The 19,599-nt window shown below is 59.8% G+C and carries 17 protein-coding genes; 3 read left to right on the top strand and 14 right to left on the bottom strand.

Features of this window, described 5'->3' with window-relative positions; all coding sequences use genetic code 11:
• Positions 1 to 21 precede the first annotated feature (21 nt).
• Both dnaG and rpsU read right to left on the bottom strand, forming a co-directional pair.
• Entirely contained in the window at positions 22 to 1,992 is a 1,971-nt protein-coding gene (gene dnaG / locus C4J88_RS24620; protein WP_124408336.1) for a DNA primase, read from the bottom strand.
• Positions 1,993 to 2,432: 440 nt separating this feature from the next.
• The gene (rpsU, locus tag C4J88_RS24615) at positions 2,433 to 2,648 is read right to left on the bottom strand and encodes a 30S ribosomal protein S21 (protein WP_002551877.1); all 216 of its coding nucleotides are present in this window, start codon (positions 2,646 to 2,648) and stop codon (positions 2,433 to 2,435) included.
• Between the two features lie 202 nt (positions 2,649 to 2,850).
• Between rpsU and tsaD the strand changes: the two genes are divergently transcribed.
• Positions 2,851 to 3,876: a tRNA (adenosine(37)-N6)-threonylcarbamoyltransferase complex transferase subunit TsaD gene (tsaD, locus tag C4J88_RS24610; protein WP_124364659.1), complete on the top strand. Its 1,026-nt coding sequence runs from the start codon at positions 2,851 to 2,853 to the stop codon at positions 3,874 to 3,876.
• Positions 3,877 to 3,895: 19 nt separating this feature from the next.
• Here tsaD and plsY read toward each other — a convergent pair whose 3' ends face one another.
• Complete coding sequence (gene plsY, locus C4J88_RS24605) at positions 3,896 to 4,465, bottom strand: glycerol-3-phosphate 1-O-acyltransferase PlsY (protein ID WP_124372051.1); 570 nt, start codon at positions 4,463 to 4,465, stop codon at positions 3,896 to 3,898.
• Positions 4,466 to 4,539: 74 nt separating this feature from the next.
• Between plsY and folB the strand changes: the two genes are divergently transcribed.
• Together folB and folK are read left to right on the top strand one after the other, a co-directional pair.
• Positions 4,540 to 4,893, top strand: coding sequence for a dihydroneopterin aldolase (gene folB, locus C4J88_RS24600; protein WP_124368564.1), 354 nt, complete (start codon positions 4,540 to 4,542; stop codon positions 4,891 to 4,893).
• Positions 4,884 to 5,402: a 2-amino-4-hydroxy-6-hydroxymethyldihydropteridine diphosphokinase gene (folK, locus tag C4J88_RS24595; RefSeq protein ID WP_124408335.1), complete on the top strand. Its 519-nt coding sequence runs from the start codon at positions 4,884 to 4,886 to the stop codon at positions 5,400 to 5,402. The genes folB and folK overlap by 10 nt, the downstream gene beginning before the upstream one ends.
• 53 nt (positions 5,403 to 5,455) lie before the next feature.
• Here folK and C4J88_RS24590 read toward each other — a convergent pair whose 3' ends face one another.
• The 11 genes from C4J88_RS24590 to C4J88_RS24540 form a co-directional block, all read right to left on the bottom strand.
• Positions 5,456 to 6,688, bottom strand: a complete 1,233-nt coding sequence (locus C4J88_RS24590; RefSeq protein ID WP_124408334.1) for a multifunctional CCA addition/repair protein — start codon at positions 6,686 to 6,688, stop codon at positions 5,456 to 5,458.
• A 63-nt stretch (positions 6,689 to 6,751) separates the two neighbouring features.
• On the bottom strand, positions 6,752 to 8,317 hold the full coding sequence (locus C4J88_RS24585; protein ID WP_124364655.1) for a SpoVR family protein: 1,566 nt from the start codon (positions 8,315 to 8,317) through the stop codon (positions 6,752 to 6,754).
• Positions 8,314 to 9,585 (bottom strand): YeaH/YhbH family protein, encoded by a 1,272-nt coding sequence (locus C4J88_RS24580; protein WP_124368561.1) that lies wholly within the window; start codon positions 9,583 to 9,585, stop codon positions 8,314 to 8,316. The genes C4J88_RS24585 and C4J88_RS24580 overlap by 4 nt, the downstream gene beginning before the upstream one ends.
• Positions 9,586 to 9,698: 113 nt before the next feature.
• A complete protein-coding gene (locus C4J88_RS24575; protein ID WP_124368560.1) occupies positions 9,699 to 11,621 on the bottom strand; it encodes a PrkA family serine protein kinase in 1,923 nt (640 codons plus the stop codon).
• Positions 11,622 to 11,906: 285 nt separating this feature from the next.
• The gene (glpE, locus tag C4J88_RS24570; RefSeq protein ID WP_124364652.1) at positions 11,907 to 12,236 is read right to left on the bottom strand and encodes a thiosulfate sulfurtransferase GlpE; all 330 of its coding nucleotides are present in this window, start codon (positions 12,234 to 12,236) and stop codon (positions 11,907 to 11,909) included.
• A 9-nt stretch (positions 12,237 to 12,245) separates the two neighbouring features.
• Entirely contained in the window at positions 12,246 to 13,097 is an 852-nt protein-coding gene (locus C4J88_RS24565; RefSeq protein ID WP_124405441.1) for a symmetrical bis(5'-nucleosyl)-tetraphosphatase, read from the bottom strand.
• Positions 13,097 to 13,477, bottom strand: a complete 381-nt coding sequence (apaG, locus tag C4J88_RS24560) for a Co2+/Mg2+ efflux protein ApaG (protein WP_124364650.1) — start codon at positions 13,475 to 13,477, stop codon at positions 13,097 to 13,099. The genes C4J88_RS24565 and apaG overlap by 1 nt, the downstream gene beginning before the upstream one ends.
• Positions 13,478 to 13,672: 195 nt before the next feature.
• Entirely contained in the window at positions 13,673 to 14,485 is an 813-nt protein-coding gene (gene rsmA / locus C4J88_RS24555; RefSeq protein WP_124368558.1) for a 16S rRNA (adenine(1518)-N(6)/adenine(1519)-N(6))-dimethyltransferase RsmA, read from the bottom strand.
• Complete coding sequence (pdxA, locus tag C4J88_RS24550; RefSeq protein WP_124408333.1) at positions 14,482 to 15,471, bottom strand: 4-hydroxythreonine-4-phosphate dehydrogenase PdxA; 990 nt, start codon at positions 15,469 to 15,471, stop codon at positions 14,482 to 14,484. Before pdxA ends, rsmA begins: the two co-directional genes overlap by 4 nt.
• Complete coding sequence (locus C4J88_RS24545) at positions 15,468 to 16,802, bottom strand: peptidylprolyl isomerase (RefSeq protein ID WP_124365212.1); 1,335 nt, start codon at positions 16,800 to 16,802, stop codon at positions 15,468 to 15,470. Before C4J88_RS24545 ends, pdxA begins: the two co-directional genes overlap by 4 nt.
• On the bottom strand, positions 16,783 to 19,557 hold the full coding sequence (locus tag C4J88_RS24540; protein ID WP_124368556.1) for an LPS-assembly protein LptD: 2,775 nt from the start codon (positions 19,555 to 19,557) through the stop codon (positions 16,783 to 16,785). Before C4J88_RS24540 ends, C4J88_RS24545 begins: the two co-directional genes overlap by 20 nt.
• Between the last annotated feature and the right edge of the window lie 42 nt (positions 19,558 to 19,599).

Here is a 19,599-nt window from a genome sequence, read left to right as displayed (position 1 = left end):
GATTATACCCGAGCTATGACCTCACACGCCAGCTGAGGTCGGGTTTGATGTGCAAACGTTCTGTTTTAAGAGGTCGCGCATCTGTTTTGCTATCTGAATCTGCTCTTCAGCCGACAATCCCGGCTGTCTTGCTCTCTTGATGAGCTCATCGAGGGTCTGTGTATGTTGACCCGCGGATAACCTGTTAATGGTGTCTAAAAACTGTTGTTCAAGGTTATCGCCGTCAATTAGCCACTCCTTTTCCGCGAGTGCCTTCAATAGGCGGCCCTGTTCCGTGCCATGCCAGCGAGCCATCAGCTGAATTGAGTTTAGCTTAGGATTTTTCTGCACGGCCTCGATCAGGGCGATAAGCACCTGAGCGTAGGTGTTGCTCTCGTTGGCGAAATGATCGGCGCTTTCTACCTTGCCCGCCAATTGCGGGTGGTGGATAAGCGTGCGCAACGCAATCAGCGTCGGCGCTTCTACGGCAACCGGCGTGCGCGGGGCATAGGCCTCATCGCGATCGCCGCGCTTGCCATTCTTGCTCCAGGGCTTCTTGTCCCACTTCTTGCCGCCGGCCCCGGGCTTCTTCGGCGTCCACTCCTGCTGGGGCGTAAACGCCTCCTGCGGTTGGTGAAAGTCGGCATAGTCCGGCATGGCGTCGTAATCCATGCCTGGGTCGTAGGTGGGCGGCGCGTGCTGAGGGGCGCTGTGCACCAGCTGGCTCACGGCTTCGCCGCTCAATCCGGTGATTTCCAGCAGGCGCTGGCGCATCAGGGTGCGCAAATTGGCGCCTGGGACCTTGTCGATCAACGGCGCTGCGAGGGTGGCCATGTGGGCCTTGCCTTCAAGCGAGCGCGGGTCGGCCTCTTCGGTCAACTGCTGGAAAAAATAGTCCGCCAGCGGTTGTGCATGTTGATTGATACGCGCACGGAACGCGTCGGTGCCTTCGGAGCGCACCAGGGTGTCCGGGTCTTCGCCTTCGGGCAGGAACAAAAAGCGTGCACGGCGCCCGTCCTGCAGGCTCGACAGCGTGGCCTCGAGCGCGCGCCAGGCGGCATTGCGGCCGGCCTGGTCGCCGTCGAAACAGAACAGCACGCTGGGCACGACGCGGAACAGGCGCTTCATGTGTTCTTCGCTGGTGGCGGTGCCGAGGGTCGCCACCGCATTGCGCAGGCCCTGCTGAGCCAGGGCGATGACGTCCATATAGCCTTCAACCACGATGATCTCGTCGAGGTTGCGGTTGTTCTTGCGCGCTTCGAACAGGCCGTAGAGTTCCTGGCCTTTATGGAACACCGGGGTTTCCGGGGAGTTCAGGTACTTGGGCTTGTCGTCCCCCAGCACTCGGCCACCGAACGCAATGATGCGGCCGCGGCTGTCGCGGATCGGAAACATCACGCGGTCACGGAAGCGGTCATAGCGTTTGCCAGTCTCGGCGTTTTCAATCAGCAGGCCGGCGTCAATCATGGCTTTTTGCTGGAGCGTATCGCTGCTCAGGTGCTTGTACAGGTTGTCCCAGCCGGGCGGGGCAAAACCGAGCCCGAAGTCCCGGGCGATTTCCCCGGTGAGGCCCCGGCCCTTGAGGTAATCGACAGCGGCTTTGCGCTGCGGATGGCTTTTAAGCGCCTGCCGATAGAAATCGGCAGCGGCGGTCAGCAGCGGATACAGCGGCGAGTCGGTGGGTTGTCGCGGTTTGTGCGCGCGGCCACTTTCTTCGCGGGGGATTTCCATGCCGGCGGCTTTCGCCAGGTCCTCGACGGCCTGGGGGAAATCCAGATTGTCGTGGTCCATCAGGAAGCCGAGGGCGTTGCCGCCGGCGCCGCAACCGAAGCAGTAATAGAACTGCTTGTCCGGGCTGACACTGAACGACGGGGTTTTTTCCTTATGGAACGGGCAGCAGGCGGTGTAGTTCTTGCCGGCTTTTTTCAGTTGCACGCGTGAGCTGACAACATCGACGATGTCGGTGCGGTTCAGAAGGTCGTCAATAAAGCTCTGGGGAATCAGCCCGGCCATGGCGTTCTCGTCATCACTGCGTGTAAATGAGGGCCCGTGAAATGTTCAAGCGCGCGTTGGGCGCTCGAGCATTATCGTCTGCATGGGGTGTCAGGGAGTGTATCTGCCGAACATTCGCTGACGTTAGTCTCTATCAGTGTCCGACGAATAAAAGTTGCCCGTGAGTCCGGTCTTGACCTGTGAGCGGTCTCGGAAGCTCATCGATGGGCACAGTCGACACAGTTGATCGCCTGCTTGAAGAATAGGTGTGCTCGTCAGTAGCCTTGTTAGGCTCGTCAGAAGAGACGTGCACCGCTGGCAAAAGAGCCAGTCCTGACGTGTGAAGCAGTGTCTCGGTCGCGTGTGCGGCGTCGACGATGAAGCATCAAGCGATATCCGCAAATGCCAACAGCCCGGCTGAGGGCCGGGCTTGGCAGAAGCTTGCTACGAACGTCTGTGTATTAGTACAGACGAACGGCGCGGCGCTGTTCGCGCTGAACTTTCTTGGCGTGACGCTTAACAGCGGCTGCTGCCTTACGCTTACGCTCAGAAGTTGGCTTCTCATAAAATTCGCGGCTACGAACTTCAGCCAGAACACCGGCTTTTTCGCAGGAGCGCTTGAAACGACGCAGAGCTACGTCGAAGGGTTCGTTCTCTTTTACTTTGACGGCTGGCATCCAGAGCTACCTTCTTTCATTACCGGGATCAACGTTCTCGTCGCAAACAATTCGCGGCTGAGGTCGTCGGTTTTTAAGGGTTGCGGATGTTAACCCCTCATTGGCAGGAATGCAAAGCCTCTGATCGAAAACCGCTAGTCGGGAGGGGGAGTGGCGACTATTATGCGCGCCTTCGAATTCAGCCTCTACAAGGCGCAAACCCATGCTAGTACTGGGACTTGAAACCTCCTGCGACGAAACCGGTGTCGCACTTTACGACAGTGAACGCGGGCTTTTGGCCGATGCGCTGTTCAGTCAGATCGACCTGCACCGCGCCTATGGCGGCGTGGTGCCGGAGCTTGCCAGCCGTGATCACGTCAAACGCATGCTGCCGTTGATTCGCCAGGTGTTGGATGAGGCCGGCTGCGTGCCGACCGAGATCGACGCGATTGCCTATACCGCAGGCCCGGGATTGGTCGGAGCCCTTCTGGTTGGGGCTTCCTGTGCCCAGGCGTTGGCGTTTGCCTGGGGGATTCCGGCCCTCGGTGTGCACCACATGGAAGGGCATTTGCTGGCACCGATGCTGGAAAAAACACCGCCAGCGTTCCCGTTCGTCGCTTTGTTGGTTTCGGGGGGGCATACGCAGCTGGTTCAGGTCGACGGCATCGGCCAATACACGCTGTTGGGCGAGTCGCTGGACGACGCCGCAGGCGAAGCATTCGACAAGACCGCGAAGATGATGGGGCTCAATTATCCCGGCGGTCCGGAAATTGCCCGTCTTGCCGAAAAAGGCGTGGCCGGTCGTTACACCTTCCCACGGCCGATGTGCGATCGCCCGGGGCTGATGTTCAGCTTCAGCGGCTTGAAAACCTCGGCGTTGAATACCTGGCAGCAGAGCGTCAGCGCCGGAGACGACGGCGAGCAAGCCCGTTGCGACATCGCGCTGGCGTTCCAGCAGGCCGTGGTGGAGACTTTGACCATCAAGTGCAAGCGCGCCCTGAAGCAGGCAGGCATGAAGCGCCTGGTGATAGCTGGCGGCGTCAGTGCCAACAAGGCTTTGCGCAGCGCGTTGGAGAAAATGCTCGGTGAGATGAACGGCGACGTGTTCTATGCGCGCCCAGAGTTCTGCACCGACAATGGCGCCATGATCGCCTACGCTGGCTGTCAACGCCTGCAGGCCGGGCAGCATGAGAGCCTGGCGATCAGCGTGCAGGCGCGTTGGCCGATGGAGCAGTTGTCACCGCTGTAAGGGTTAGCCTGGACGCCCGTTAGAAATGCCGTTCGCGCCCGGCAAACAGGTCGCGTAGATTGCCGCGGTGGCGCCAGACGATCAGCAGTGTCAGCACGCTCATCGGCAGCAGCGCCGCCGGTGCTTGCCAGGCCAGTAACGGCAGGGTGAGCGGTGTGGCGATCAGCGCAGCCAACGAACTGGTGCGGGTCAGGTAGAACGTCAGCAGCCAGGCGAGTACCGCCAGCAAGGCTGCCGGCGGGTAGATCCCCAGCAGCATGCCGGCCGCCGTGGCGACGCCTTTGCCGCCGCGAAAGCGGAAGTACAGGGGAAACAGATGGCCCAGGACGGCGCATACGCCCACCCAGGCCTGCTGTTGCAGGGTAAGGCCGACGAGGCTGGCGAGCAGTACGGGCAGCAGGCCCTTGCAGATGTCGCCCAGCAGCGTCAGCACGGCGAGTTTCTTGCCGGCCAGGCGCAACATATTGGTGGCACCGGCATTGCCTGAGCCACTCATTCGCGGATCGGGATTTCCCGTCAGGCGGCTGAGCAAAATGGCAAAGGACAGCGAGCCGAGCAGGTAGGCGAGAATCGCCAGTGACCAAAACATGCTAACTATTCCGGGCGAGGACGCCCTGATTCTAACGGGGCATCGCGCCCTTGTCGTGCTGCGGAGAAGAGTGCTTGGACAGAGTGTTTATCGAAGGCCTGGAAGTCGACACCGTGATCGGCGCCTACGACTGGGAGCGCGGAATCCGTCAATGCCTGCGCCTGGACCTGAGCTTTGCCTGGGATAACCGTCCGGCCGCCGCCGGTGACGACCTGGCCCTGGCACTGGATTATGCCAGCGTGTCCGCGCGTATCCAGGCCTTTGCCGAGCAATCCCACTACCAATTGGTGGAAACCTTCGCCGAACGCCTGGCCGAAGTGTTGATGAGTGAATTCCAGATTCCCTGGCTGCACCTCAAATTGACCAAGCCAGGTGCCGTCCCAGCGGCCAAAGGCGTGGGCGTGGAGATCGAGCGCGGATGTCGCTGACTCAGGTTTACCTTGGCCTGGGCAGTAATATCGAGCGCGAGCTCAATTTACGTGCGGGACTCGATGCGCTGGCGAGCTTTTTGACGGACATGCGCTGTTCGGCGGTGTTCGAAAGCCAGCCGGTGGGTATCAAGAGCGGGCCGTTCTTCAATCTGGTGGTGTCGGCCTGGACCGACCTGTCGTTGATAGAGCTGGACCGTCGGTTGAAATCCATCGAGGCCGACAACGGCCGCTATGCGCCAGATCGTAAGGGGCTGCCCCTGGATATCGACGTGCTGCTGTATGGCGACCTGGTGGGTAATTTCGACGGGTTGATCCTGCCGCGGGCAGAGATCCTGAAAAACGCTTTCGTGTTGTGGCCGCTGTCGATGATGGCACCGGATCGGGTGCATCCTGAAGCGGGCAAGACCATGGCTGCGCTGTGGCGCGATGCGCAGATCGATCAGGTGCTCGCGCCTGTGGCGTTTGAGTGGCAGGGCCAGCAACTCACGGCAGACGTGCTTCTGTAGGCGCCGAGTTTGCTCGCGAAGAGCGTGAACGATAACGCAGCGCTCTCAGGTTTTTACAGTGAACTTTGGCGTTCCTTGTAGGCTTTGAGTGCGTTAAGCCGTTCACGCTTGAGCGCCTCGCCCAGCTCCGGGCCTTTGAAGCCTTTTTCCAGCAAGGGCGCCACCGCCACCTCGCGCGCAGCCTTCGCCGCCCCCCGCAAATAATCCGCCTGTGGATAACTGCGCTGTTCAAGACCCTTGCGGCCCCGCGCATCCATCTCGCAGGCGACCACGAATTCCTCGAAGCGTTGCGGTCGACGGTAGACGTCAAAACTTTGCAGCAACTCCAATAGCGTCGACGCCTTCAGCTCCAGGGCGCGATGCCCGTGGGTGTGATATTGGCCCACCAGCAGCGCCAGTTCCTGGCAATCCTTTGGCACTTTGAAACGTTCATTAACTGCCTTGATCAGCTTCAAGCCCCGGTGTTCGTGGGCAATGTGCTGCGGCAACTTATCCACAGGCGTCAGACCTTTGCCCAGATCGTGCAGCAGGCAGGCCCAACGCACGGTCAGCGGTTGTTTGTGCACTGCAGCCTGTTCCAGCACGCTCAGGGTGTGCACGCCGGTGTCGATCTCGGGATGATGGGCTTCGGGCTGCGGTACGCCAAACAGCGCATCCACTTCCGGCATCAGGGTTTTCAGCGCATGGCAGTCACGCAGCACTTGGATAAACACCTGGGGCTGGTCTTCCATCAACGCCCGGGAAATCTCCTTCCAGCTGCGCTCTGGCGTCAGCGCTTCCAGCTCGCCGGATTCGCTGAGCTGACGCATCAGTGCCAGGGTTTCGGGAGCCACGCTGAATCCGAGGTGCGCATAGCGAGCGGCAAACCGCGCAACCCGCAGCACTCGCAGGGGATCTTCGGCGAACGCGGGCGAAACGTGACGTAAAACGCGTGCGTCCAGGTCGCGTTGGCCGTGGTAGGGGTCGGTCAGATTGCCCTCATCATCTTCGGCCATGGCATTGATGGTCAGGTCGCGACGAACCAGGTCTTCTTCCAGCGTGACGTCGGGGCTGGCGTGAAACACGAAGCCGCCGTAGCCCCTGCCACTTTTGCGCTCGGTGCGGGCGAGGGCGTATTCATCGCCGTTTTTCGGGTCCAGGAACACGGGGAAGTCAGCGCCGACTGGCTTGAAGCCTTTGGCCTGCATCTCTTCGATGGTGGCGCCAACGACGACGCGATCGATATCGGTGACCTCGATGCCCAGCAGGCGATCACGCACGGCACCGCCGACTTTGTAGATTTTCATGAAAAAGCCTCCATTAGCGGCACAGGATACCGTCTGTGCCGGGCCAATGGAGGCTTTGCCGTTTCAGAGATGCACGACGGCCAGGTCCAGGCGGCCGTAGTCGGTGTCGTTATGATCGCTGCGCGGTGGAACATGGTGGGTTTTCACCACCTGGTCGCCCTGCAGGGTTTCCAGGTGGATATCGAAGCCCCACAGCCGGTGCAGGTGCTTGAGCACCTCCTCGGTGGATTCGCCCAAGGGTTTGCGGTCGTGCTGCTGGTGACGCAAGGTCAGCGAGCGGTCACCCCGCACGTCGATGCTGTAGATCTGTACGTTGGGCTCGCGGTTGCCCAGGTTGTATTGCGCCGCCAGGGTCTCGCGGATAGTCCGGTAGCCGGGTTCGTCATGAATAGCGGGCACTACCAGGTCGTCCTTGAGGTCGTCATCCATGATGCTGAACAGTTTGAGGTCGCGAATCACCTGGGGGGACAGGTACTGCAGGATGAAGCTCTCGTCCTTGAAACTGCTCATGGCGAACTTGATGGTGGAGAGCCAGTCGCTACCGGCGATTTCCGGGAACCAGCGGCGGTCCTCCTCGGTGGGGTGTTCGCACATGCGCCGGATATCCCGATACATCGCAAAGCCCAGCGCATAGGGATTGATGCCGTTGTAGTACGGGCTATCGAAACCGGGCTGGAACACCACACTGGTGTGGGAGGTGAGGAATTCCATCATGAACCCGTCGGTGACCAGGCCTTCGTCGTATAGGTCGTTCATCAGCGTGTAGTGCCAGAACGTCGCCCAGCCCTCGTTCATCACCTGGGTCTGGCGCTGTGGATAAAAGTACTGGGCGATCTTGCGCACGATGCGCACGATTTCGCGTTGCCAGGGCTCCAGCAGTGGCGCATGTTTTTCCAGAAAATACAGGATGTTTTCCTGAGGTTCGGCGGGGAAGCGTGCATTGTCCTTGTCGCTGTTCTTGCCGGCGCGCTTTGGAATGGTGCGCCACAGATCGTTGATCTGTTTCTGCAAGTGCTCCTCACGTTCCTTCTGACGCAGGCGTTCTTCTTCGGCCGAAATCGGATAGGGGCGTTTGTAACGGTCAACGCCGTAGTTCATCAACGCGTGGCAGGAGTCGAGCAGGTCTTCCACCGCGTCGATGCCGTGGCGCTCCTCGCATTGCATGATGTACTGCTTGGCGAACACCAGGTAATCGATGATTGAACTGGCATCGGTCCAGGTGCGGAACAGGTAGTTGCCCTTGAAAAAGCTGTTATGCCCGTAGCATGCGTGAGCCACCACCAACGCCTGCATGCAGATGGTGTTTTCTTCCATCAGGTAAGCGATGCACGGGTCGGAGTTGATCACGATCTCGTAGGCCAGGCCCATCTGGCCGCGGGTGTAGGACTTTTCGGTGCTGAGAAAGTGTTTGCCGTAGGACCAATGGTGATAGCCCAGCGGCATACCGACGGAGGCGTAGGCGTCCATCATCTGTTCGGCGGTGATCACTTCGATCTGATTGGGGTAAGTGTCCAGGGCATAACCCGCCGCGATGCGGCTGATTTCCCGGTCATAGGCCTGGATCAGTTCAAAGGTCCACTCGGACCCGGTGGAAATAGGTTGGCGCTTATGCTCTTTTTTGGCGGTCATGACACTAACCTGCGCTGGAAGAGTTCACGGAAGACCGGATAGATATCGCCGGCCGAGACCAGTTGCTGTTGGGCGAACGTATCGGCAAAGGCTTCGCCGATGCGCTCGTATTCGAACCATAGCGCCTGGTGCTCACGGGGGGTAATTTCGACGTAGGTGTAGTACTGCACGAAAGGCATGATCTGGTTGATCAGGATGTCGCGGCAGATCGGCGAGTCATCGTTCCAGTTGTCCCCGTCGGACGCCTGGGCCGCGTAGATATTCCACTCATTGACCGGGTAGCGCTCGGCCATGATTTCCTGCATCAGCTTCAGGGCGCTGGAGACGATGGTGCCGCCGGTTTCGCGGGAGTAGAAGAACTCCTCTTCGTCCACTTCCCGGGCGCTGGTGTGATGGCGGATGAACACCACCTCGATCTTGTCGTAGTTCCGCTTCAGGAACAGGTACAGCAAGATAAAGAAGCGCTTGGCGATATCCTTGGTAGCCTGGGTCATGGAGCCGGACACGTCCATCAGGCAGAACATCACGGCCTTGGAGCTCGGGTTGGGCTGCTTGACCAGCAGGTTGTATTTCAAGTCAAAGGTATCGAGGAACGGCACGCGATGAATACGCGCGCTGAGCTTCTCGATTTCTGCCTCTATTTCCTGGATATCGCCGAAGTTGTCCGGTTCTTCGCGCCTCAGGCGCTCCAGCTCTTCCTTGGCCTGCTTCAGTTTTGCACGGCTGCTCCCCGACAGGGCGATACGCCGCGCGTGGGCTGAGCGCAGCGTGCGGATGATGTTGATACGGGACGGGTTGCCTTCGTTGCTGATACCCGCACGCACGGTTTTGAACGTGTCGGTGCCGGTCAGGTTGCGTTTGACCAGGTTGGGCAACTCCAGATCCTCGAACATGAATTCAAGAAATTCTTCCTGGGTGATCTGGAACACGAACTCGTCCATGCCCTCGCCGGAGTTACCGGCCTTGCCCGCGCCCTTGCCCCCACCGCCACCCTGCGGGCGCTGGATGTGGTCACCCGTGGTGAACTCCTTGTTGCCTGGATGCACCACGGTTTGCTTACCGCCCCGGCCGTGGTGCAGCACGGGTTCGTCGATGTCCCGTCCGGGAATGCTGATTTGTTCGCCATGTTCCATGTCGGTGATGGAGCGGCGGCTGACGGCCTCTTCAACGGCCTTTTTGATGTGGTCACGGTAACGCCGCAGGAAACGCTGGCGGTTTACCGTGCTCTTGTTCTTGCCATTGAGGCGTCGGTCGATCACATAGCTCATGGGGAGCCCTCCGGGCAGCTTCACGTTACAAGCTTCAAGCCGCGAGCTGGAAGCTTAGGGACAAGCGGTCGACTGCCAGGTCGGATGCCTGGCAGTGGCCGCCTGTCGCTGCCTTACTGCGATTTGCGCACCCGCAGGTACCACTCGGAGAGCAGTCGTACCTGTTTGTCGGTGTAGCCGCGCTCGACCATTCGTGTGACGAAGTCGTTGTGTTTCTGCTGATCCTCCTTGCTCGCCTTGGCGTTGAAGCTGATAACCGGCAGCAGATCCTCGGTGTTGGAGAACATTTTCTTCTCGATCACCACCCGCAGCTTCTCGTAGCTGAGCCAGGTTGGGTTCTTGCCGTTGTTGTTGGCGCGGGCGCGCAGCACGAAGTTGACGATTTCGTTGCGGAAATCCTTCGGATTGCTGATGCCGGCGGGTTTCTCGATTTTTTCCAGCTCCTCGTTGAGTGCCACGCGGTTGAGGATTTCGCCGGTTTCCGGGTCGCGGTATTCCTGGTCCTGAATCCAGAAGTCGGCGTACAGCACGTAGCGGTCGAAGATGTTCTGGCCGTACTCGCTGTAGGATTCCAGGTAAGCGGTCTGGATTTCCTTGCCGATGAATTCGATGTAGCGCGGCGCCAGGTATTCCTTGAGGAAGCGCAGATAGCGCTCGCGGGTTTCGGCCTGGAATTGTTCCTGTTCGATCTGCTGCTCCAGCACGTACAGCAGATGCACTGGGTTGGCGGCGATCTCGTGAGGGTCGAAGTTGAAGACCTTGGAGAGGATCTTGAACGCGAAGCGCGTCGACAGGCCGTTCATGCCTTCATCGACGCCCGCCGTGTCGCGGTATTCCTGAATCGACTTGGCCTTGGGATCGGTGTCCTTGAGGTTTTCCCCATCGTACACGCGCATTTTCGAGTAGATATTCGAGTTCTCCGGCTCCTTGAGGCGCGACAGCACGGTGAACTGGGCGAGCATCTTCAGGGTGTCGGGTGCGCAATGCGCCTTGGCCAGGGAACTGTTGAACAGCAGTTTGTCGTAGATCTTGATTTCATCGCTGACCCGCAGGCAGTAAGGCACCTTGACGATGTAGATACGGTCGATGAAGGCTTCGTTGTTCTTGTTGTTGCGGAAGGTGTGCCACTCCGATTCGTTGGAGTGAGCCAGCAGGATCCCGGTGAACGGAATCGCGCCCAGGCCTTCGGTACTGTTGTAGTTACCTTCCTGGGTGGCCGTGAGCAGTGGGTGCAGCACCTTGATCGGCGCCTTGAACATCTCCACGAATTCCATCAGGCCCTGGTTGGCCCGGCACAGTGCGCCCGAGTAGCTGTAGGCATCGGCGTCGTTCTGTGGGAATTCTTCCAGTTTGCGGATATCGACCTTGCCCACCAGTGCGGAGATGTCCTGGTTGTTCTCGTCGCCCGGTTCAGTCTTGGCGACGCCGATCTGGTTGAGGATCGACGGGTAGAGCTTGACCACGCGGAACTGGCTGATATCACCGCCAAACTCGGACAGGCGCTTGGTGGCCCAGGGCGACATAATGGTATTGAGGTAGCGCCGAGGGATGCCGAAGTCTTCTTCGAGGATCGCGCCATCTTCGGTGGCGTTGAACAGGCCCAGGGGCGACTCGAACACCGGCGAGCCCTTGATCGCGTAGAAGGGCACCTTTTCGATCAGTTGCTTGAGTTTTTCGGCCAGGGACGACTTGCCACCGCCGACGGGGCCGAGCAGGTAGAGGATCTGTTTCTTTTCCTCCAGGCCTTGGGCAGCATGGCGGAAGTAGGAGACGATCTGGTCGATGCATTCCTCCATGCCGTGGAAGTCTTCAAAGGCCGGATAGCGGCGGATCACCTTGTTGGAGAATATTCGCGACAGCCGCGAGTTGTTGGCGGTTTCCACCAACTGCGGCTCGCCGATTGCCAGCAGCAGGCGTTCGGCGGCAGACGCATAGGTACTGCGATCCTGTTTGCACAGTTCGAGGTACTCTTGAAGCGTGAGTTCCTCCTCCTGTGTGGACGCGAAACGTTGTTGGAAGTGGCTAAAGATACTCATGACGTCGTCACCTCGCTCGATACGTGGAGCCGACGCCGGATCAATCAGTCGATGCTGGCAGTCATTGACGTTCGCCAATAGCTGTTTTCCCCCCAGAACACCCTGAAACGCTACCGATGACCCGCACGCCGGTGTACCGGCTCTCCCCTGATTTGGATGGCCTGCGCTTAAGGATAGTTCGGAATCGGGGAGGTCAAGGCGAGATGCGCAATTAGTTTGGCCGCGCCGTTCGTCAGAAACGGCGCAAGCCCAAGCGTCACGCGGGGTAGCGGGGTGTGAAAAAAATTATTGCGAATCGCCTGAAGATATTTCCGCAGGATAGGTCGCACGCCACAGCTCAAAGCCGCCGTCCAGGCTGTAGACGTCGGAGAAACCCTGGCTGACCAGATAGGCCGCTGCGCTCTGGCTGGAGTTGCCGTGGTAGCACGCAACGATCAGCGGCGCGTCGAGGTCGGCGGCGCGGATGAAGTCGGCGATGTTGACGTTGTCCAGATGCTGGGCGCCGGCAATGTGCGCAGCGGCATACGTAGGCTGGTCACGGATATCGACGACCACAGCGCCTTGTTCGCGCAGGGCTTGGGCTTGTTCGGGGGGAATACGTTTGAATTCTGTCATGGCGGGCTCCTAGGGCTTGGCGGCGGCCGTCTGTGTATTGGATACGGGGGATTCACACTGGCAACTGATGCGCTCGCCGGTGTCGATGTTCATCAGGGTCATGGCACCACCCCACACGCAGCCGGTGTCGAGGGCGAACACGCCGGGTTCTTCGCATTTGCCTTCTAGGGCGGCCCAATGACCGAAGATGATTTTCGTGTCACGGGTTTTGCGTTCCTTGTGCGCAAACCAGGGTTTATAGCCAGGCAGCGCGGTATCGGCGCCTTCCTTGCTCTTGAGGTCCAGTCGGCCCTCGGCCGTGCAGAAGCGCATGCGCGTGAAGTAGTTGGTGATCACCCTCAGGCGGGCAACGCCGCTGAGGTCGCTGTCCCACTTCATCGGCTCGTTGCCATACATGCCGTCGAGGTAGGCGGTGTAGAGGTTGTCATCGCCCAGGGCGCTTTCGACTTCGGCTGCGCACTTCAAGGCTTTTTTCAACGTCCATTGCGGTGGGATGCCAGCATGGACCATGGCGATGTTGCGGGCCTCGTCGTAATGCATGAGCTTTTGTCGGCGCACCCATTCCAGCAACTCGGCCCGGTCCGGCGCTTCGAGGATTTCCCGCAGCGTGTCGCCTTTTTTCAGGCGCTCGATGTTATGACCGGCCGCGAGCAGGTGCAGATCATGGTTACCCAGCACGCAGACCAGCGAATCGCGCAGGTTATAGAGGTAGCGCAAGGTTTCCAAGGACTGCGGACCACGGTTGACCAGATCGCCGACCAGCCACAGGCGATCGGTTGCCGGGTCGAACGTGACGCGTTCGAGCAGGCACTTGAGGGGCTCCAGGCAGCCTTGCAGGTCACCGACCGCATACGTTGCCATCAGTGCAGGGCTCCGGGTACGGCGAGGCGGAATGGCTTGATGATCGCGTCAAACAGCTTGCCGTCGGTCGCTTTCATTTGATAGGTGCCTTGCATGGTGCCGACTTTGGAGGTCATCACCGTGCCGCTGCTGTAGGTATGGCTGGCGCCGATGTCGATCAACGGTTGCTGGCCGACAACACCCGCGCCGCGTACTTCTTCGACCTGACCATCACCGTCGGTGATCACCCAATGGCGCGACAGCAGCTTGGCCGGCACCAGCCCGTTGTTTTTCACCGTGATGGTGTAGGCAAAGGCAAAGCGGTTGTGTTCAGGTTGGGATTGGTCCGCCAGGAAGCGGGTAACGACGCTGACGTCGATCTGGTAGCGAGGATCGGACATGCAAGAGGCCTTAAAAGCAGATGCGCAGGACAGCTGATGCGGGCCAGTCTAGGCCAAGAGGTGGGCATTAGGCCAGATATGTGATCCAAATGTGGGAGGGGGCTTGCTCCCGATAGCGGTGTGTCAGTTGAAATTTATCCACTGATACTCCCCTATCGGGAGCAAGCCCCCTCCCACATTGGATCGCGTTGAACCTTACCCTTCTGTCGGAGCAGGCTGAATCGCCAGCTGGTCGGCCAGGCGCACGAACGCGGCCAGGTCCAGTTGCTCGGGGCGCAGGCTGCCGTCGACGCCGGCCGCTTCGATTTCGGCGTTGCTCAACAGCGCCTTGAGCGTGTTGCGCAGGGTCTTGCGGCGTTGGTTGAACGCTTCACGCACGACGCGCTCAAGCAATTTGTGGTCCTTGGCCGGGTGCGGCAGCACGGCATGGGGCACCAGGCGCACGATGGCCGAGTCGACCTTCGGCGGCGGGTTGAATGCGCCCGGGCCGACGTTGAACAGATGTTCGACGCGGCAATGGTACTGGACCATGATTGACAGCCGGCCCCAATCACCACCACCCGGCCCGGCGGCCAGGCGCTCCACCACTTCTTTTTGCAGCATGAAGTGCATGTCGCGGATGATCCCGGCGTTGTTCAGCAGGTGGAAAATCAGCGGAGTGGAGATGTTGTACGGCAGGTTACCGACCACACGCAGGCTGCTGGGCGCAGCGTTGAGCGTGTTGAAGTCGAACTTCAGCGCATCGCCCTGATGCAGATTGAAGTTGGGCTTGTCGGCAAACTGCTGGTTGAGAATCGGGATCAGGTCCTTGTCCAGCTCAACCACGTCCAGTTGGCCGCCGCTGGCCAGCAGGCCCTGGGTCAATGCGCCCTGGCCTGGGCCGATTTCCAGCAGGCGGTCTTCAGGCTTGGCGTGGATGGAGCGCAGGATGCGGTCAATTACGCCAGCGTCGTGCAGGAAGTTTTGCCCGAAGCGCTTGCGCGCCCGGTGTTGGTAATGCTCAGTCATATACGGGTCTCGGCCATCTGATAGGCGGTTTCCAGGGCCACGTGCAGGCTGCCGGTATCGATCTTGCCGCTGCCTGCCAGGTCCAGGGCAGTGCCATGGTCGACGGAGGTGCGGATGATCGGCAGGCCCAGTGTCACGTTGACTGCGGCGCCGAAGCCTTTGTATTTCAGCACGGGCAGCCCCTGGTCATGGTACATCGCCAGCACTGCGTCGCAGTGCTCCAGATATTTGGGGGTAAACAGAGTGTCGGCAGGCAATGGGCCACGCAGGTCCATGCCTTCTTGGCGCAGACGCTCTAATGTCGGTTCAATGATGTCGATTTCTTCACGGCCCAAATGCCCGCCTTCACCGGCGTGGGGGTTGAGCCCACAGACCAGGATACGCGGTTGGGCAATGCCGAACTTGTGTTGCAGGTCGGCGTGCAGGATGCGTGTGACGCGTTCTATGCGCTCGGCGGTGATGGCGTCGGCGATGTCGCGCAGCGGCAGGTGCGTGGTGACCAGCGCGACGCGAAGACCCCGGGTGGCCAGCATCATCACGACTTGTTCGGTGTGTGTGAGTTCGGCCAGGAATTCGGTATGGCCGGAAAAGGCGATCCCGGATTCGTTGATCACGCCTTTATGGACGGGCGCGGTGATCATGCCGGCGAAGTCGCCGTCGATGCAGCCTTGGCCGGCGCGGGTCAGGGTTTCCAGCACGAAGGCCGCATTGGCCTTGTTCAGTTGCCCGGCGATGACTTTGGCTTGCAGGGGCGTGTCCCACACATACAGGCTGCCCGCCGGCGCCGGCAGGTCGGGCCAGTTGCCCGGTGCGACGCTCAGCAGATTGACAGCCACACCCAGTAGCGCGGCCCGCTCGAGGAGCAGGTCGCGGCTGGTAATGGCAATCAGGGGGTATGGCTGGAGTTGCGAGGCGAGCAGCAGGCACAGGTCTGGACCAATGCCGGCCGGCTCGCCGGGTGTTACCGCGAAACGCTGGGGTTTCACTGGGTTGCCTGGTCGGTGCCTGTTTGCTCGGCGCCTGGCAGCTTGTTTTCTACGTAGGCTTCGTCACGGATCTGACGCAACCAGGTTTGCAGCTCTTCGTCGTACTTGCGGTTACGCAGTACGGTCAGGGCTTGCTGTTCGCGGGCCTGGTTGGTGTTGTCGGTGGCGCGACGGCCAAGGACTTCCAGCACATGCCAGCCGTATTGGGTCTTGAACGGCTTGGACAGTACGCCTTGCGGAGTATCGGCCATCACCTGCTGGAACTCGGGCACCAGGGCTTTCGGGTCGATCCAGTTCAGGTCGCCGCCGTTGAGGGCAGAACCCGGGTCTTCCGAAAAGCTCTTGGCCAGGGTGGCGAAGTCTTCACCGCTTTCGATGCGGTCATAGATCTTCTGGGCCAGTTCCTTGGTTTGTGCCTCGGTACGGATTTCGCTTGGTTTGACCAGAATGTGACGAACGTGCACTTCGTCTTTCAGCGAGGTCTCGCCGCCGCGCTTGGCCAGCAGCTTGAGGATGATGAAACCGCCCGGAGTACGTGCCGGTTGGGTAATGTCACCCACGTTCATCGCACTCAGCTCGCGGTCGAACGGCGGTGGTAGTTGAGCGGCTTTACGCCAGCCCATGTCACCACCGTCGAGCGCGTTGTCGCTGCCGGACTGGGCAATCGCCATTTGGGCGAAATCAGCGCCGGCCTTGAGGCGATCATAGATAGCCTGGGTTTTGGCTGCGGCCGCATTGAGCTGCTCGGCGTTGGCGCTGTCGGGCGTCGGGATCAGGATATTGGCCAGGTGCAGCTCTTCGGAGAGCTGCATCTTGCCCAGGTCCGAGGCCAGGAAGTTCTTCACTTCCTGCTCCGACACCTGAACCCGCTCCGCGACGCGACGCTGACGTACACGGCTGATGATCATTTCACGCTTGATCTGGTCACGTGCGTCCTCATAGGACAGGCCGTCGTGGGCCAGGGCCGCGCGGAACTGATCGATGCTCATATTGTTGCGTTGAGCGATGGTGCCGACGGCCTGATTCAGCTCTTCGTCGGAAATACGAATGCCGGAGCGCTCGCCGATCTGCAGTTGCAGGTTTTCCACGATCAGGCGTTCCAGCACCTGGGGCTCCAGGACGCTGGTCGGCGGCACACCACCGCCACGCTTGGCGATGGTTTGCTGAACTTCCTTGACCCGTTGGTCCAGTTGGCTCTGCATGATCACGTCGTTATCGACGATGGCTGCGACTTTATCCAGCTGTTGCACCGCGGCATGCGCCGAGGCGGCACCCAGGAACAGCGCGCCCAGCACGAGCGGGCGCAAGCACTCAGAAAGCTTTGTCTTCACGTTCACGATAACCTTCAATGCCTTTGTCGAGGAAGCTCTCTACCTTGGCGCCGGTCAGGCCGCCGAGTCCTTTGAGGACGATCTGGAAGAAGAGCCCGTGGTCACCCTTTTCGTTCTGAGGGGCGATCTGCGTGTATTCGTCGTTGGAAACCCAGTAACGGTTGATGACACGAAGCTTCCAGCAGCAGTTGTCGTACTCGAAACCACCAAAGGCTTCCAGGGTACGGTTGCGGGCATAGTCATACTGCCAGCGAGTGATCAGGTTCCACTGCGGAATGATCGGCCACATCATCGAGAAGTCGTGTTGCTGGATTTTGTAGTAATCCTTCACGAAGTTCGGATCACCTTCCTGGCCGAAGTCGCCACCAAACTGCCATTTGCCGGTCAGCTGGTTGTAGACAACCTGGTCATTGCGATAGCGGTAGCCGAGGTTAACGACCTTGTTCGGGTTGTCTTCCGGCTGGTAGTGGAACATCGCGCTGCCGGAACGAGGGCTATGGCTTTCGGTGTCCCAGTTGTAATCGGCCGTGGCGCGCCAGTCGCGGTTGAAGCGGAACTCGTATTCCAGCGCAATTGGCGAAACGTTCGAGTGCGCGTCATCACGCGTTTTGGCGTCGATGCCTGGCAATTGAACTTCACGATCCTTGAAGTACACCGCCTGGCCAATGGAAGCACGTTGGCGTTCGAAACCATTTTCTTCGATCCAGCGGCTGGTAAGGCCAAAGGACAGTTTGTTTTCGTCACCGATGCGGTCGGAGCCGCTGAAGCGGTTATCACGGAACAGCGAAGAGTAGCTGAACGAGTTTTCGCTGGTATCGAAAACAGGGATCTCGGTTTGGTCTTTATTCGGTACGTAAAGGTAGAACGCACGAGGTTCGAGGGTCTGGTTGTAGTCCTTGCCGAACCAATTGGTTTTACGGTCGAAGTACAGGCCGCCGTCGACACTCGCGATAGGGACGGCGCGATCTTGCGAACTCTCAAATGGCTGGCCAGCCGGCAATTGCGACTTGCCAGTACTATCAAGATCAAGATCGTACTTGGTGTAAACGTACTTCAACTTCGGCGTCAAGAAGCCGTAAGACCAGTTCATCGGATACGAAACAGCCGGCGCCAGGTTCAGGCGCGTCCCGTTTGCACGGGTCAGGCCGGTAACGTTGGTATCGAGTCGACGCGTGACCAGTCCGTTTTCATCGGTAAAGTTACCGTTCTCCAGATCCCGATCAAAGCGAACGGCTTCAGTTTCATAGCTGAAGTCCAGGCCACCCGGATGAAATGGTAATTGGCCATTCAGGGTGAGCTGCGGCAACCGATCATAGGGTGTGATCTGAGTGATCGTCGCCAATTGATAGGACTGGACATTCAAGCGGGCCTGATAAGAGTCGCCTCGATACGTCAGGGAACCCTGCTGGTTCAGAGCATCCTGGCTTTCAACGCCTTCCTCATACGACCTCAAATCCTGGAAGTAGTAAGGATCGCTGATCCGGGTGTAATCCACCTGCGACGTCAGACGCGAATCCAACCCACCCTTATGCTGCCAATTGAGCATATAGCGGGTTTTTTCGTAATCGGTCTGGTTCTTTCGCTCGTCGTTGTCGTCGTTGAGGTACGCCCCACCAAACTGCCCTTCGCTGGACTTGGTGAGGTAGCGGAATTCGCCTTCCATCAACATGCCGCGCTTGGTCATGTATTGCGGGTACAACGTGGCGTCGTAGTTCGGTGCCAGGTTGAAGTAGTACGGCGTCACCAGCGTAAAGCCAGTTTCACTGCCGGTGCTGAAGCTCGGCGGCAGGAAGCCGGACTGACGACGGTCGTCAATCGGGAAATAGATGTAAGGGGTGTACAGGATCGGGATGTTCTTGACCCGCAACGTCGCGTTGGTGGCCGTACCGAAACCGGTGGCCGGGTTCAACGTGATGTTGTTGCCCTTGAGCTGCCAGGCGTTGCTGTCCGGCTCGCAGGTGGTGTACGTACCGTCCTTGAGACGGATGATCGCGTTCTCGGCACGCTTGGCGTAGAGCGCGTTACCGCGGATACGCGACTTGTGCATCACGTATTCGGCGTTGTCGATCTGGGCGGCGCCGGTATCGAGCTGGACCTGGGCATGGTCGCCCACGATCAGGGCGCCGTTGTCGCGCAGGCGCACGTTGCCGTTCAGCTCGCCACGGTTCTCGGCTTGATACAGGCTGGCTTCCTCGGATTCCAGCTGCATGCTGCCCTGGCGCATGACGACGTCACCGGCCAGTGTGGCAACCTGCTGTTCCTGCTCGTAACGAGAGGCCTTGGCACCGATGAAGGTCGGCGCATCGCTCTTGTCCGTCTTGTCGTTCATGCCAGGACGAGTCGGCTCGATGTAGGCGCCGCCGCAGTAAGGGCCGGTTTCGGCCAGCTGCGCTGCGGTCAGCTTCTCGCGAGGCACCCAGTCCAGGTGGCTGTAGTCTTTGCTGCGCGAACGCAGCCCACGGCCCTTGGCTTCGGTGACCAGCATGGTCTTGGGCTCGGCGTCGACGCTGCCGCCAGCCTCGCCTTGCGGCGTGCTGTTGGCCGAGCTGACGGCAGAGCCGTCATGCACCGGGCGCGGTGGCAATGGGGCGGCGGCGGTTTTCGGCGCGCAGTCCCAGGCACCCGAAGCAGAGACTGAGCAGTCATACTGTTCCGCGGCGACCACGAATGAGGTGGCGAAGGGTTGCAAGGCCAGCAGACTGCCGGTTACCAGCAACGGAAATTTTCTACGAAACGCGGGGGATTTCAATGCCATCTTATTAGTCCGGGCTTCCTGCGTGCCATCTGCCCGCGGTTT

Source organism: Pseudomonas sp. R4-39-08 (assembly GCF_003852275.1).
In the GTDB taxonomy this organism is placed as follows: domain Bacteria; phylum Pseudomonadota; class Gammaproteobacteria; order Pseudomonadales; family Pseudomonadaceae; genus Aquipseudomonas.
Note: the sequence above shows the minus strand (reverse complement) of the source record. Positions and strands in the feature narration are given on the sequence as shown.

Excerpts from the sequence above, each read along its gene's own strand:
- tsaD (WP_124364659.1), top strand. The coding sequence starts at position 2,851 with ATGCTAGTACTGGGACTTGAAACCTCCTGCGACGAAACCGGTGTCGCA.
- rsmA (WP_124368558.1), bottom strand. The coding sequence starts at position 14,485 with ATGACTGAGCATTACCAACACCGGGCGCGCAAGCGCTTCGGGCAAAAC.
- apaG (WP_124364650.1), bottom strand. The coding sequence starts at position 13,477 with ATGTCCGATCCTCGCTACCAGATCGACGTCAGCGTCGTTACCCGCTTC.
- C4J88_RS24590 (WP_124408334.1), bottom strand. The coding sequence starts at position 6,688 with ATGAAAATCTACAAAGTCGGCGGTGCCGTGCGTGATCGCCTGCTGGGC.
- C4J88_RS24565 (WP_124405441.1), bottom strand. The coding sequence starts at position 13,097 with ATGGCAACGTATGCGGTCGGTGACCTGCAAGGCTGCCTGGAGCCCCTC.
- glpE (WP_124364652.1), bottom strand. The coding sequence starts at position 12,236 with ATGACAGAATTCAAACGTATTCCCCCCGAACAAGCCCAAGCCCTGCGC.
- dnaG (WP_124408336.1), bottom strand. The coding sequence starts at position 1,992 with ATGGCCGGGCTGATTCCCCAGAGCTTTATTGACGACCTTCTGAACCGC.
- C4J88_RS24585 (WP_124364655.1), bottom strand. The coding sequence starts at position 8,317 with ATGACCGCCAAAAAAGAGCATAAGCGCCAACCTATTTCCACCGGGTCC.
- rpsU (WP_002551877.1), bottom strand. The coding sequence starts at position 2,648 with ATGCCAGCCGTCAAAGTAAAAGAGAACGAACCCTTCGACGTAGCTCTG.
- C4J88_RS24540 (WP_124368556.1), bottom strand. The coding sequence starts at position 19,557 with ATGGCATTGAAATCCCCCGCGTTTCGTAGAAAATTTCCGTTGCTGGTA.
- C4J88_RS24575 (WP_124368560.1), bottom strand. The coding sequence starts at position 11,621 with ATGAGTATCTTTAGCCACTTCCAACAACGTTTCGCGTCCACACAGGAG.
- folK (WP_124408335.1), top strand. The coding sequence starts at position 4,884 with ATGTCGCTGACTCAGGTTTACCTTGGCCTGGGCAGTAATATCGAGCGC.
- plsY (WP_124372051.1), bottom strand. The coding sequence starts at position 4,465 with ATGTTTTGGTCACTGGCGATTCTCGCCTACCTGCTCGGCTCGCTGTCC.
- C4J88_RS24580 (WP_124368561.1), bottom strand. The coding sequence starts at position 9,585 with ATGAGCTATGTGATCGACCGACGCCTCAATGGCAAGAACAAGAGCACG.